The following is a 12,516-nucleotide window of genomic DNA, read 5'->3' as shown; positions in this document are numbered from 1 at the left end:
TGGAGAGGTTGCTATGCGTGCCCTAGTGCTTTGGGGAAGTCCAACGTCGGCTAATTTAGGAGTTCGAGTTCTCGGCGAGGGGGCTCAGGCTGTACTGGATCGGGCCGGTTTCACCGATGTCGTCCAGTACAACTTTGGGGATATAGGTCCAGGGTTTGAAATTGGTAGACGGAATCTGTTAAAAGAACTAGTGAAGCCTGGTCCGATCACGCATTGGCTGAGCGGGTTCGATATCGTGTTCGATACCGGTTCCGGTGATAGTTTTGCTGACATATACGGGCAACAGCGCCTTCAACATCTGTGTATGTTCAGAAAATTAGCTATTAAGGCAAATGTGACGACTGTGTTGGGACCGCAGACTGTAGGTCCATTTGATTCGATGCTAGGGCGTAGTGTTGCTCGATGGAGCCTTATGGGTGTTTCCGCCGTAATGACGCGTGACGCGCGAAGTGATCAGGCGGTGAAGCATCTCGCACCTTCAACGACTAGGTTGTCGTCGACCGATCTAGTTTTTGCTCTTCCTCCTGTGAACGATGCAGTGCGGTCTGGTGTACTTGTTAACGTGTCCGGATTGTTATGGAATCCAAACAAGCATGTCGATTATCGGGTTTATCAACGAACAATGATGGACTATTTGGGGATGTTGTCGGATCGCGGTGTTAGTCATGCGCTTCTTGCTCATGTTCACGGTAGTCAAAATCAATTAGACGATGATTCGCACGCGGTAAGTTCGTTATTAAGCCGCGGGTTTGACGTCGAATCGCATTTCCCGTCGAATTTGACGTCTGCTCGGGAGTTGATTGGTGCGTATGAGGTGGTTGTCGGCGCGCGAATGCATGCTTGCTTGAACGCGCTCTCCCTGGGGGTCCCCAGCCTGGCCCTCGCCTATTCTCGTAAGTTTGCTCCGCTTATGCAGGACATCGGGTGGAGTCACGTGCGGGATCTGAAGTCTGGTCCATCCGCATCGCAGCTGCTCGAACACACGATGCAATTAGTCGATGCAAGGGAGGAGGCAGCGCGCGTGGCGGTTTATGCTCGGTCGCGCCTAGATAGCAGTTTGGAAAAACTGTCTGAGACGGTATTGAAGGTAAACCATGAATAAACTGCACGCGTCGATTCGGTCCGTTGTCCTCGCAGGAAATTGTTCTGGGTGTGGCTTCTGCGCGACACTAGACCCGTCGATTTCGATGGCGCTGGACAATGATCAGTACCTTAGGCCTGTAGTGTCTGGTGATCCCGGCCTCCCAGAACCCTCAATCCAAAGTGCTCAGACGTTCATGCGTTCTTGTCCTGGCTTGGTGGTCGCTCGCCCGGAGCCGCCGGCGGGGTCTTGGTCGCTACCCGGCGGTCTCGGCGATGCGGTAGCCGTGTGGACAGCTAGTGCGGTCGATCCTGCACTTCGGTTTAGGGGTAGCAGTGGGGGTGCACTTTCTGCGATTCAGCAGTATCTGCTTGCGAGCGGTACTGTAGGTTCGGCTCATGGGGTCAGCGGGGGTAGCGAGTCACCTGAGTTAACCGTAACGCATCTCGCTACACGGCCGTCCGATGTTACTACGTCGGCGGGCTCCAGGTATGCGCCGTCTTCGAGTCTGATTGGGATGAATCTGCTGGATTCTGCGTCTGTTGTGACCGCAAAACCCTGCGAGATTAGTGCAGTGCGTCAGGCTGGGGGCTCAGGCGAAACGTCGCCAATAAGACTTTCGTTCTTCTGCGCAGGCGTACCCTCTCAAAAGTCGACTAGTCTTTTGAAGAGCGCGCTAATCGGTAACTCGGCGCGCGTGACGAACTTGCGTTACCGAGGATTTGGTTGGCCTGGCGGTTTTTATGTCAAATCTGATATTGGCGAAGAAGGCTATATGGCTTATTCCGATTCTTGGGGCAAGTACTTGAACCAGACTTTGCAATGGCGCTGCAAAATATGTCCGGACGGAGTCGGTGATAGTGCGGATATTGCCGGTGCTGATTATTGGGATTCAGATGAACAAGGTTGGCCCATCCTGGAAGAGCGACCGGGTCAGACCTTGTTGATTGCAAAGACCGCGCGGGGTGCGAAGGTAGTTGCAGCAGCCCAAGAGGCGGGTTTTCTGAATATTGAATCGGTGGATTTAAAGCGATTCCCGCTGGTGCAGCGCTATCAGGTAAATCGGCGCAGGACCGTAGCTGCACGAGTTTTCGGCGCACGGTTGGGCGGTCGGTCTGTCCCCAAGTACGTCGGGTATGGATTGGGCTGGAAATTTGTCATGAACTTTAAAGAAAGCGTTCGCACGGTAGCCGGCACGTACCGTCGGGTCCGCCGATCTGGATACACCGAAATGTAGGACTGGCGCTATTGAGATTTCGGAAGCGTTTACTAACCTACACAAAGTGTGAAACGTTGTCCTTGAACGGCTATCGGCGCGATGCGTCTAAACCGCGCCCGGCGTTTGTCTGAGTGCAGCGTGTACATGCCACGATGACACCAAGGTCAAGTTGTGTCCTGACTGTCTCGATTGGGTTGTGTCAATGCGGATCGTGGGTCTGATCAGCCTCAGGACAGTGTGGTCTACTGCTGGCGACGCATCCCATCGTGGGCTTGAAGGCACACGACGCCGGTCACGGAGTTGAGTCATCGAGTATGGCGGAGTGCTGCCAGTGCAGAGATGGTGTCTTGGGTCTGGGACGTGGCGTTTCCAACTCACTGTTGTCCGCGACATGGTGAGAGCTGTTTCGGCTAAAGAAGTAGCGTTGTGAGTATGCATCGCAGGGTGGTCGACCTTGTCGGTAACTGTTTGCGCGAACCCGTCAAACTGTCTGACTATCGGCTATAGCAACACCCTGAGCAGTTGCACTCCAGCTGCTCAGCTGGCTGTGGTTTTGATACCAATCCCAGTCTCGCAAGTTGCTTGAACAACCACATGACCAACAGAATGGTCTGGAAAATCGGATAAATCAAGCTCGTGGTCGCTTTCTGGGTCCGATCGAGATCCGAATCACCCAATGAGCTCAGCCGAGGGCGGCGACTACCTGCTCTGCGATGTTGTGGTGGCCCGAGTCGTTGGGGTGCAGGCCGCCCGCCACCATGAGGTCCGGGTGACCGACCAACGGTTCACCGATGTCCAGGTATTTCACCGACGCACCCTCGGCTGCTCGTTGGATGCTGCCGATGATTCTGGCGAACTCTGCTGGAATGTCCGTCGCCTCCCAGATCGGGCTGACCACTACAAGCTCGGCATCTGGGACTGCCGAGCGCAATTGCCCGTACAGCGCTGCGGCTGCCATGCCGATCTCGGGCGGGCCGCTGGTGAGGTAATCGTTCCTACCCCCGGAGACCACGATGATGTCGGGTTGTGCCGCGCGGACCGACTCGACCTTGGTCGCGTAATCGGTTGGTTGTCCCAGATAAGAGGTCGTGTAACCGGTGCCACCGACGGCAAGGTTCATTTCCGACCATCCCAGGGCCGCCGATGCCAACGTGGTCCACCGCGTGCCGGCTGAGGACGCGCCGATTCCCTGACTGTAGGAATCCCCGATGAACGCCACCACGGGCACGGACGTGGGAACGTCCGGTGTCCCGGCAGACGGGCCATTGCCCTGACCCGGAGGTTCGGACATCGAGCCGATCGACCAGCCGGCGATGCCGCTGACGATCAACACGAGCAACGACACCAACACGAATGCGACGACGCTCGGTCGTCGCCTGGTCCGGCGCTTCGGAAGATCTTCGCTGCTGTTCATGTCCCCCCCGGTTCGCTCGACGCTATTGGCTTGGCACCGTGATGTCGGAGGTCAGGCTGTCGGCGACCACCGATGCCCAGATGCGCTGGCCTTCCGTATTCGCATAGCGGTCCACGCCGTCGTACACGTCGAGTGCTTCGCTCAGGGCCGTCGCCACGTCGATGGTCTGAAACTCGTTCTTCCGGCTCGATATCTTCAGGTCCCGGGTGTTGGCGCGTTGCTGATCGCTCTGAGCTTCGGGCTGACTTGGTGCGGGCTGCAGGATCGAGACGACAGATGCCCCCGGATTCTGGTCTCGGAGGACACGCATCAGAGGTATCGACTCCTGGGCGAGCATGGCCGGTCCGATGTCGAGCCCGTTGTTCACCAGCACCAGGTCGATCTCGGCAGGTGGTCGCATCTGGGGCAGCACGTCGTTGATGAAGTCGATGTTGCGGGAGACCGAGGCGTTCCACAATGTGATGGGCTGCCCGGCGCCGTCGGCCACATGAATAGCGGGTTCGATGTATCCCTCGCCCGCCAGTACGTCCCATTCGCGGATATCGGCGGGACGCCCCGACGTCTGCGCGAGGGACTGAATCGTCAGGTAGACCCAGCCGCCCAGCGACGCGCCCGTACCGTCTCCCACGAGATAGATATCGAGCGGGGCGTCGGTTGCGGCGAGACGAGAGGCGAAGGTTTGCGTCGGTTCAGCGGTAGAAGTCGCTGCCGTCGTCGACTGATAATCGTCGGACGCAGTGCTGCATCCCGGCATCGCGGCGGCAGCAAGGAGGGCGACACATGCTGCCGCCCACCGAACATTCCGGGTCACTGTGGAGACCTCCTTGCAAGGGAGCACGTGTTCACGACGGGACCAGCCTGTGCCGGCGACGGTGGGCACCGCGAGCAGATCGCTTCGATTTTCGCAGAGGCACAGTTGTCCCCACGAGAGATGCATTGACGACGAGCGCTATGAGAGTCCAGGGAAATGCGAACCAGATGATGTTGGTGATCGACGTGCAGACGGCAAGTGCGACGAAGAGAGGAACTGCCCGCCACTTGTTCTTCACCGCCAGGAACAGGCTGGTGGCGAGGACCAGGAAGAAGATGGTGCCAACGATTCCGACGTCGTAGAGAACGGCCAGCCACATCGAGCTCAGGTACGCCGCAGCGACGAAGGTGGGATCTACCGGATTGAACTGGGGGAACGAGTTCAACCCGGTTCCGAACAGCACGCCCCAATCTCGTGTCGCAATCTGAGTGAGCGCGTCGTTCCACAGCTGCACCCGGTAAGCGCCGGTTCCTGTCTGAATGTCCACGACATGGACCACTCGCCACAGGAATGTGTCCTGGTCGCCGACCGAGTAGTAGATTTCCTGCAGGTAGAAGGCAGCAAGCGCGGCCGCGAGCAATGAACTGATCACTGTGACAGGCTGTTTCGTCACGTTACGCGCAGCCCAGAAAAGCAGGATGAATCCCAGGGCAACCCAGGCAGCACGGGTCGAGGTGAGGATCAGCGCGATCACGATCGGGACCGACATCGCAAAGACTTGCCGTGTGACCACCTTGGCGTCGTCTGCAAAGTAGTACAGCACTCCGATCCAGCCGACACACAGACTGCCCATGATGTTGTATTCGAAAGCCAGTCCGCTGACCCGGCGTGAGGGATCGACGAGGAAGTACAGGATGCTGGCGACGGAGATCGTGCTGAGAATGACGGAGCCCCGCAAGATCGTCGTCCTGATATCGATGTTCACCGATGCCAGTGGAATCATGGCCAGTAGCGCAACGATCAACTGCACGCCCATCCGCAAGCTCGCGCCGGCCTCGGGGGCAACCAGCAGACTCGACAAGAGACCTGTTGCCACCAGGCCCGCCGCGCCTATGTACACGCCCCCGGGCACCGGACGGCGAGCCGCCGAGGTGCCGTCGCGTCGCGAATGGGCGTACAGAGCGAGAACGAAAATCGGTGCTGCGAAGTACTCCGGCCGCACTGTCAGGCCCGAAACCGTGGTTTGAAGGCCGCTGGAGCAGATCGCCAAGAAGTACAGGGCCCATGCCCATCGGATATCGGACAGCGACACCGCGACGGCTACGCCCACCACGATGATGGACGCGACGACAGTGACCAGAAACGTCTCGGCCAGAGTCGCGTAGGTGACCACGAATGCGATCGCAACGAACGCAAACAGCTCCCGCAGTGACCCTTCGACGGGCAAAGATCTCCAGCGCCGAGCCATGGGGCGGCCGGTCAACGAAGATGCTTGCGGGCGGCGGCGGTCGGGACGGGGGCATGCTTGGGCGGCTGCGCCGGTTGCGGCGCGTCGTATCCGTACCGCGAGCCCGGACGGCTCGACGTCGGTATCACCGTCATCACGACCCCAAGCAACGCTGCGCCGACGGTCTCGAGAGTCGCGGCGGCACGAGAGACTTCATCCTTGGTCGTGTGCCCGTAGCGCGTCACGAGTATCGCGCCATCACACTGCGTAGCAAGCACGGTGGCATCGGTGACCGGTAGCACCGGCGGGGAATCCACGACGACATAGTCGAATGCCCGCTGCAGGTCTTTGAGCAATGACTGCGCAGCTGAACTACCCAACAACTCACTGGGATTCGGCGGCGGTGGCCCGGCTGCGACGGCCCACACGTTCTCGTATCCCGACGCCTGAACAACCTCGTCGACCTTGGCGTCGTGGGAGATGACCGAGCTGACGCCGACCGCGGGCACGATGCCGAGGTAATCGGCAATCCGTGGACGCCGAAGATCGGCGTCGACTATGACGACGCGATTGCCCATCTCGGCAAGCGACAATGCCAGATTCACCGCCGTGGTCGATTTACCCTCTCCCGGAATAGCACTGGTGATGAGGAGCATCCGCGGGGGGTTGTCGACGGCGAGGAACTTGAGATTGATCCTCAGTTCCCGGTAGGCCTCTGCGACGGGTGCAGTGGACGTGCCGAAGTCGATCGGAGCATTGTCCTTGACCTGCTTGTCGTACGGAACGTTGCCGACCAGGACGCTGTCTGTCAGCTCTTGCAGAACGGCGGCGTCCTTGACGGTGTTGTCGAAGCGGTCGCGGATCAGCGCGCCGATGACGCCGAGGAGGAAACCGACAGTGATCCCGAGCGCGACGTTGCGCACCTTCTTCGGTGAGATCGGCTGCGTCGGCAGCTCGGCCTGTTCGGCGACCGCGACCGTCGCGCTGGCCGTGCCTCCGTCCGATGGAGTTTCGAGTTCGCTCACCAGCGTAGGGAACTGTGCGCCGATGGAATTTGCGATGTCACGGGCACGTTCGGGTGACGTGTCGTTGACAGCGGCATCCAGCAGCACCGAGTTCGGCTTGGACGTCGCCAGTATCTGCGCCGACAGTTCGTTCGGACTGACCCCGAGGCCGAGCTGATCGATCACGCGCTCCGAAAGGGCGCGTCCGGACAGCAGATCGGTATAGGAGACAACACGCTGCTGTGAAGCGAGGTTGCTCTGATAGACGTCGCTCGCTGATATCGCAGCTGTGGATACGAAAAAGCGAGTCGATGCCTGGTACACGGGCGTGGCCAGCAGCGAATACAGAAGGGCCGCGATAGCGCCGACGAGCGTGGTCGCCACGATCGTCAACCACCGGGATCGTAGGGCCAGCGCATACTCACGAACGCCCACTGGCTGTCTCCTCATCTTCTGCGATCACGCTCGACGGTGACCGAAACGAAAGAGCTGACGGCCCGCGTAATGTACACGCCGCCGCCGTACGTGTTCGAGACTGCTTGATCAATGTACTGGCGGCACAACGGAAACTTCTACACAAGCGAATATCGTCCTCTGCAGAACAACGGTTTGTGACGACAATTTCACGGGTGTTCAATACATTCGACGAATTGCGTCGATGCAAACCGGATAAGCGATCGGTTTCGGTCATTGTGTCACTCCCAAATCGCTCAACGCGTCGACTCGGCTCGGTGACCGAGCGAGTAATGGGCGCGCGGCAATGCACGCGCCGACGGTCGACAGAACGGTCGCGACGAAGATGGCAGCGATGTTGGCGGCGTACCACTCCTCGAGTTGTGTCAGCACTTCAGGCTTGAGGGCGAAGGACACACGAGTCGGAAGAACCACGAACACGGCCGGGACAGCGAGTCCGCAGGCAATCAGCAGCGTGCGGCGGGTGCATTTCGACAGCACCACGGCAGTGATCGGGAGTGTGGCGGGCAGAGCGAACACCAGCAGTCGAGAAGTATCCGTCGCCAACGGCAACGACGCGAGCGCGATCACGACAACCGTCGCGAAGTACTGAGCTGGCCCACTCGAGCGTAGCTCCTGGACTGCTTTCGCTTTGTGCGACGACCGAGCAATGTACAGACCGAGAGAGCTGATACCTGCGAGGATCAGCACCCATCCGGCGCCGAAGCCGAACCAACCTTTGACGACGATGCCGAACCCTGGTTCGGGGAACAGGGCCGACCCGGGCGGTGATCTGTGAACCCCGTACGCGAGGAGAGCGCACGACGCCACGGCGCCGATCGAGAACAAGGCCCACTGACGCCGAAAGAGGAGAAGGACCAGAAAGCCGATCACTACCTCCTTCACCGTGACGCCGATGAGGATAAGGGCAAGCATGGGCAGGTCTCGGTGCCGGAGGTAGCAGAAACCGATCAGCGCGATGACGAGCAATCCAGCCGAGTCCAAGAGATACGGGTTCTGAAAAAGCAGGGTGTAGGCGGCACCGGTCGCAGTGAACAACCACGCTGCAGCCACCGCGCGGTACGAGCCGGACAGCTTGGCTGCGCTGTAGGTGATCAGAGTCGTTGCCGCGAAGGCGAACACGTAGTTGAGCACTCTGAGTACCGTCGTCGCCGAATCTCCGAACAGGGAGGAAATCCACGGTATCGACCATCGCCCACCCCACGGGTACTCGACCTCTCCACCGTTCGCCATCGTGATGTACCGCAGCGCATCCGAGCTGTCCACTCCGAACCACGGATCCAGCGCGCCGGCATGGCGAGCCGGGATCAACAGGAACGCAGCCACCATTACGGCCATGGCGACCACGGTTGCCGGCAGCGCGCGGGTGATCATGACGGGAGCAGCACTTCGGTCATGCGCGGGATCAAGTACCGCCCGTAGTTGGACGTGATATGGCCTGTGTCCCAACGTACGACGATGCCGGACACGAAAATCGGGCACGACGATCGGAAGCAGAACCACGGCCTCGTGTCGACGAAGGTTGCTCCGGTGGCCTTGGCTGCGGCTTCGTCTGCGTTTCGTTTGGTCGTCCAGTTGGGTGAAATCGGGCTGACGCAGTCCGACGGCGATGACACTCGCGTCGCACATTCGGTGACGGCCTTGCCGAACGGATCCGGGGCAAGGATCACGATGCGGGCGCCGCTTTCCGCCACCTGATCGATCAGACCTGTCCGTGCCTTCATCCAAGCCTGGGGTGATCCTGGTTCGTCGACCAGTCGCTCGATGCCGTACTCCATGTCCGAGATGATCAACAGAGTTGGCCTGGCAGTGTTTATCTGCTCTACGACGGTGTCGCGGCTGTCGTTGCACTTCTGCGAGTACTCGGGATCTTCCTCGATGAGAATGTCCGCAGCGACGAACGGGCAGTTCGCCATTGCAAAACCGTGCACGCGATAGCCGTTGGGTTCCAACGCACCGCGAATCGCGGGCATCCACGACATCGAGACCGAGTCTCCCACCACGAACGCGGACTGAGGAGCAGCAGGATCTCCGAAGTTGCACAGGTCCAAGCTGATGTCGGGTGAGTCGATACACTTCATGTCCGGATTCATCTCCTCGGGAATGCCGCTCTCGATGTCGTCCAACGGCGGACTCAACGATGGGAACTCCGTTGCGGACAGGGCATCTTTGATTGCCACCTGAAGCGGGTCTTCGGCCCGAGCGTCGGACGCGGCGACGGGTGCTAGGACTGGGGGTGCTGCGTCGCTCGATACCACTCGAGTGGGCTGGTTGAAGACGGCAATGGACAACAAGATGAGGACAACCCCCAGGGCACCGACAACCACCACATGTGCATCGTGGTTCGAGCGAGAGCCTGCGCTCCGCCTACGGCCCCTGCCGTGCCGGACAGGCGCGAGGAAGGACGAACCCAGTATCGGCTTCTCCACGAGGTGGTAGGAAGCGACCGTCAGCACGGTCATCAAGGAAATGGCCGTTACGTAGTACACGAGTCCCGGCGCCAGAACCGACTCGAGAAGGACGATCACGGGCCAGTGCCAGAGGTACAGCGAGTAGGAGATTGCCCCGACGTACACGAAGGGTCGGAGCGTCAAGATCCAATTGGAGCGGACCGAACTGACGCCGATGCCCGCGGCCAAGACCAGACACGTCGATACGATCGGCAGCGCACCCGTCGGTGCAGGAAACGTAGACGCGGGATCGATGACGAAAGCGGATGCGACAATTCCGACAATGCCGAGTGCGCCCATGGCATTTCGAATGATGCCGGGGAGTCGGGTGAGAAGCGATGCTCCGGCCGCGACGAGAGCGCCTGCGCCGAGTTCCCATGCCCTGGTGAATGTGGAGAAGTATGCGACAGTCGGTGCGCTGATGCTCTGGCGGTACGCCAACGCGAACGAACACGCAACAATGGCCGCAGCGAATGCGCACGTCAGGACTGCCAGTGACAACCTAGGGACAATACGTTTGGTCGCCATCAACAATGCGACGATCAGGAGCGGCCAGACCAGGTAGAACTGCTCCTCCACCGCCAGCGACCAATAATGTTGCAGTGGCGACGGGGGCAGAGCGGACTGGAAGTAATCGGTTCCGACCGCTTCGAAATGCCAGTTGACCATGAAGAAGAGCGACCACCAGGCGTCCCCGACGACGTCTTCGAATCGGCTGGTCAGGAGCAGCACGTACGAGGCGGTGACCGTAGTGCCGAGTACGAGCAACGATACGGGAAGAATGCGACGGGCTCGACGACGATAGAAGTTGGAGATCGAAACCCGACCGCTGCGGTTTCCCTCGCGAAGCAGGAGTCCGGTGATGAGAAAACCCGAAATGACGAAGAAGACGTCGACACCGATGAAACCCCCATGGGGCCAGCCGAAAAGGTGATCGAGGACCACCAGGACAACGGCAATCATGCGCAGTCCCTGTATATCGGCACGGTATCCGAAAGCGTTCCCTGTGTGAACGTCCGGACTTCGAGTCGTCTCCGCTTCCGGACCCCCGCGCCCTGCAAGCAGTGTCATTCGGTTCCTCGTGGGTAATCGAGCGGTCGCTGACCTGACCGGACGGTATTTGCTGAACTCTAACCCCAATGGCCCTGCAATTCCTGCCAGTCGTGAGACTTGTTAGCTGCCCGAAATTCCCTGCGCGCGGGTGTTTCTGAATTAAGTCGACTGGTCATCGGGAGAAGGTATCGAATAACGGTCGGAAGGACGGAATCGTGGCTGTCGAACCTCCCAATCGTCGCTTCCGTTGACGCCCATGCGATTTCCGACCCCGCGCGAACTCGTATCGAGGTGACGTTTGTGCCCCTCACAGTTACGGTATGGATCGGCGGCAAATGTTGTTCGTCTTCCGGATCGACGAGGGGGGACTGGTGGCGGGTCGCAATGCGGTGGTCGTGTCCGCCTTCGTCGTGCACCCGGACATGCCGAGCGAGCCGGGCGTCGGATGGCAATTTTTGCTGGCAACCCTCGAACACGCCGAAGCCGTCGACGCAGTTGTCGTGCTCGTCACCAACCGTCGGTCCGAGATCGCCTGTCGCGGCCGGGTTCCGGCCCGATTCGCCGACCGATTCGAGGTAGTTGCCATCGACATTCCCCGAGCGCCCTCGTTCTTCCGCTGGCACGAACCACGCTTCACCCGCATCGAACACGAGATCTGGGTGCGTCTCGCCGGCCGCTGCATGCCGTCACTGGCACGGCGCTACAACGTTGTCTATACGCACCACGTCGTCTTCGCTACCGAACTGTTGTCCACACCGATAACCCGATTACCCGCAGACGTGTTCAAGGTCTGGGGTCCGATCGGTGCTGGAGGAGTGGCCGCTGTGTTCCGCATCCGTCCACGGACCGCGACGTCGCTGCGGCAATTCTGTATGCAGGCGCTTCGGGACCTTCTGATCGCATGGCCGGCACGGCGCACAGCGAGTGGGTGTGACCTGGTGTTGGCTCAGAACGAGGCGGTCGTCGACGTGCTCGGATCGACAGGAACTCCGACGCGCATCTTCCCGAATGTAGTGGTTCCGCGCTCTGCCGAATCGGCCCGTAGCGTCGACCATCGAGAGGGCCTGGACATTCTGTGCGTGGGACACCTCATCGCGCGTAAGCGGATCGACATAGCAATCGACGCCCTTCTCGCACCGACGCTTGCATCAGCGACCCTGCACATCGTCGGACAGACGAGCACCCCACATGCTGCTGCCCTGCGTGCCCAGTGCGAGCGGACGGGCGTGCTGGGCCGCGTGGTGTTCCACGGCGGTATCGAACACTCGGAGGTGCTGGCAATGATGGCAGGAATGAGCGTGCTCCTGCACCCCTCCGGACGAGAAGGTGCCAGCGGGGTCGTGGGCGAAGCAACGTCGCAAGGGCTCCCCGTCGTGTGCTTCACCGGCACCGGAGCGGCATCCGTCTTGCAGTTTGCAAGGACCTCCGGGATCGCTCTGCAGGCTCGGGCGGGTACGAGCCGCGAAGAAATCGCAGCAGCCGTCGTGGACGCTGCTGCGATGCCGCGACGCGAGTCGGCGGTCTGGAGTACATCGCGTTTCGTCGACCTCGCCGCACAGCTGTGGGACGAAGGAATCGAGCATCGGTCAACCCGTCGGGTCGGAGCGTCATGAGCACTCCGAG

General features: G+C 60.2%; 9 protein-coding genes and 1 pseudogene. 4 read left to right on the top strand and 6 right to left on the bottom strand.

Annotated elements, in window-relative coordinates; translation table 11 throughout:
• Window positions 1-13 precede the first annotated feature (13 nt).
• The 3 genes and pseudogenes from CH289_RS05605 to CH289_RS05600 all read left to right on the top strand — a co-directional run bounded on the left by CH289_RS05605 (window position 14) and on the right by CH289_RS05600 (window position 2,318).
• Window positions 14-1,102, top strand: a complete 1,089-nt coding sequence (locus CH289_RS05605) for a polysaccharide pyruvyl transferase family protein (protein ID WP_094727528.1) — start codon at window positions 14-16, stop codon at window positions 1,100-1,102.
• Window positions 1,095-1,574: pseudogene (locus CH289_RS29005) on the top strand (coenzyme F420 hydrogenase/dehydrogenase beta subunit N-terminal domain-containing protein); the annotation flags it as partial. The gene CH289_RS05605 and the pseudogene CH289_RS29005, both read left to right, overlap by 8 nt.
• A 24-nt stretch (window positions 1,575-1,598) precedes the next feature.
• Entirely contained in the window at window positions 1,599-2,318 is a 720-nt protein-coding gene (locus CH289_RS05600) for a Coenzyme F420 hydrogenase/dehydrogenase, beta subunit C-terminal domain (protein WP_256977047.1), read from the top strand.
• A 664-nt stretch (window positions 2,319-2,982) separates the two neighbouring features.
• Here the strand turns inward: CH289_RS05600 and CH289_RS05595 are convergent.
• The 6 genes from CH289_RS05595 to CH289_RS05570 all read right to left on the bottom strand — a co-directional run bounded on the left by CH289_RS05595 (window position 2,983) and on the right by CH289_RS05570 (window position 10,911).
• The gene (locus CH289_RS05595; protein ID WP_094727526.1) at window positions 2,983-3,714 is read right to left on the bottom strand and encodes an SGNH/GDSL hydrolase family protein; all 732 of its coding nucleotides are present in this window, start codon (window positions 3,712-3,714) and stop codon (window positions 2,983-2,985) included.
• 22 nt (window positions 3,715-3,736) lie between these two features.
• Window positions 3,737-4,525 carry a hypothetical protein gene (locus CH289_RS05590; RefSeq protein ID WP_143545046.1) on the bottom strand — a complete coding sequence of 263 codons (789 nt, stop codon included), beginning with the start codon at window positions 4,523-4,525 and terminating at the stop codon, window positions 3,737-3,739.
• Between the two features lie 31 nt (window positions 4,526-4,556).
• The gene (locus CH289_RS05585) at window positions 4,557-5,948 is read right to left on the bottom strand and encodes an O-antigen ligase family protein (RefSeq protein WP_143545045.1); all 1,392 of its coding nucleotides are present in this window, start codon (window positions 5,946-5,948) and stop codon (window positions 4,557-4,559) included.
• Window positions 5,945-7,351, bottom strand: coding sequence for a polysaccharide biosynthesis tyrosine autokinase (locus CH289_RS05580; RefSeq protein WP_218828454.1), 1,407 nt, complete (start codon window positions 7,349-7,351; stop codon window positions 5,945-5,947). The genes CH289_RS05585 and CH289_RS05580 overlap by 4 nt, the downstream gene beginning before the upstream one ends.
• 252 nt (window positions 7,352-7,603) lie before the next feature.
• Window positions 7,604-8,764, bottom strand: a complete 1,161-nt coding sequence (locus tag CH289_RS05575) for a hypothetical protein (protein WP_094727522.1) — start codon at window positions 8,762-8,764, stop codon at window positions 7,604-7,606.
• Window positions 8,761-10,911 (bottom strand): acyltransferase family protein, encoded by a 2,151-nt coding sequence (locus CH289_RS05570; protein WP_094727521.1) that lies wholly within the window; start codon window positions 10,909-10,911, stop codon window positions 8,761-8,763. Before CH289_RS05570 ends, CH289_RS05575 begins: the two co-directional genes overlap by 4 nt.
• 302 nt (window positions 10,912-11,213) lie before the next feature.
• On the opposite strand from CH289_RS05570, the gene CH289_RS05565 reads away from it, so the two are divergent.
• Window positions 11,214-12,506 (top strand): glycosyltransferase, encoded by a 1,293-nt coding sequence (locus CH289_RS05565; protein ID WP_037158562.1) that lies wholly within the window; start codon window positions 11,214-11,216, stop codon window positions 12,504-12,506.
• The last annotated feature ends 10 nt before the right edge of the window (window positions 12,507-12,516 follow it).

Origin of the sequence: Rhodococcus sp. RS1C4 (genome assembly GCF_002258225.1) — a bacterium.
GTDB classification, from domain to species: Bacteria; Actinomycetota; Actinomycetes; order Mycobacteriales; family Mycobacteriaceae; genus Rhodococcoides; species Rhodococcoides fascians_E.
This window is presented reverse-complemented; position numbering and strand designations above follow the sequence as displayed.

Coding starts and splice junctions, on each gene's coding strand:
- CH289_RS05595 (WP_094727526.1), bottom strand. CDS start 3,714: ATGAACAGCAGCGAAGATCTTCCGAAGCGCCGGACCAGGCGACGACCG.
- CH289_RS05605 (WP_094727528.1), top strand. CDS start 14: ATGCGTGCCCTAGTGCTTTGGGGAAGTCCAACGTCGGCTAATTTAGGA.
- CH289_RS05600 (WP_256977047.1), top strand. CDS start 1,599: ATGAATCTGCTGGATTCTGCGTCTGTTGTGACCGCAAAACCCTGCGAG.
- CH289_RS05570 (WP_094727521.1), bottom strand. CDS start 10,911: ATGACACTGCTTGCAGGGCGCGGGGGTCCGGAAGCGGAGACGACTCGA.
- CH289_RS05575 (WP_094727522.1), bottom strand. CDS start 8,764: ATGATCACCCGCGCGCTGCCGGCAACCGTGGTCGCCATGGCCGTAATG.
- CH289_RS05565 (WP_037158562.1), top strand. CDS start 11,214: ATGGATCGGCGGCAAATGTTGTTCGTCTTCCGGATCGACGAGGGGGGA.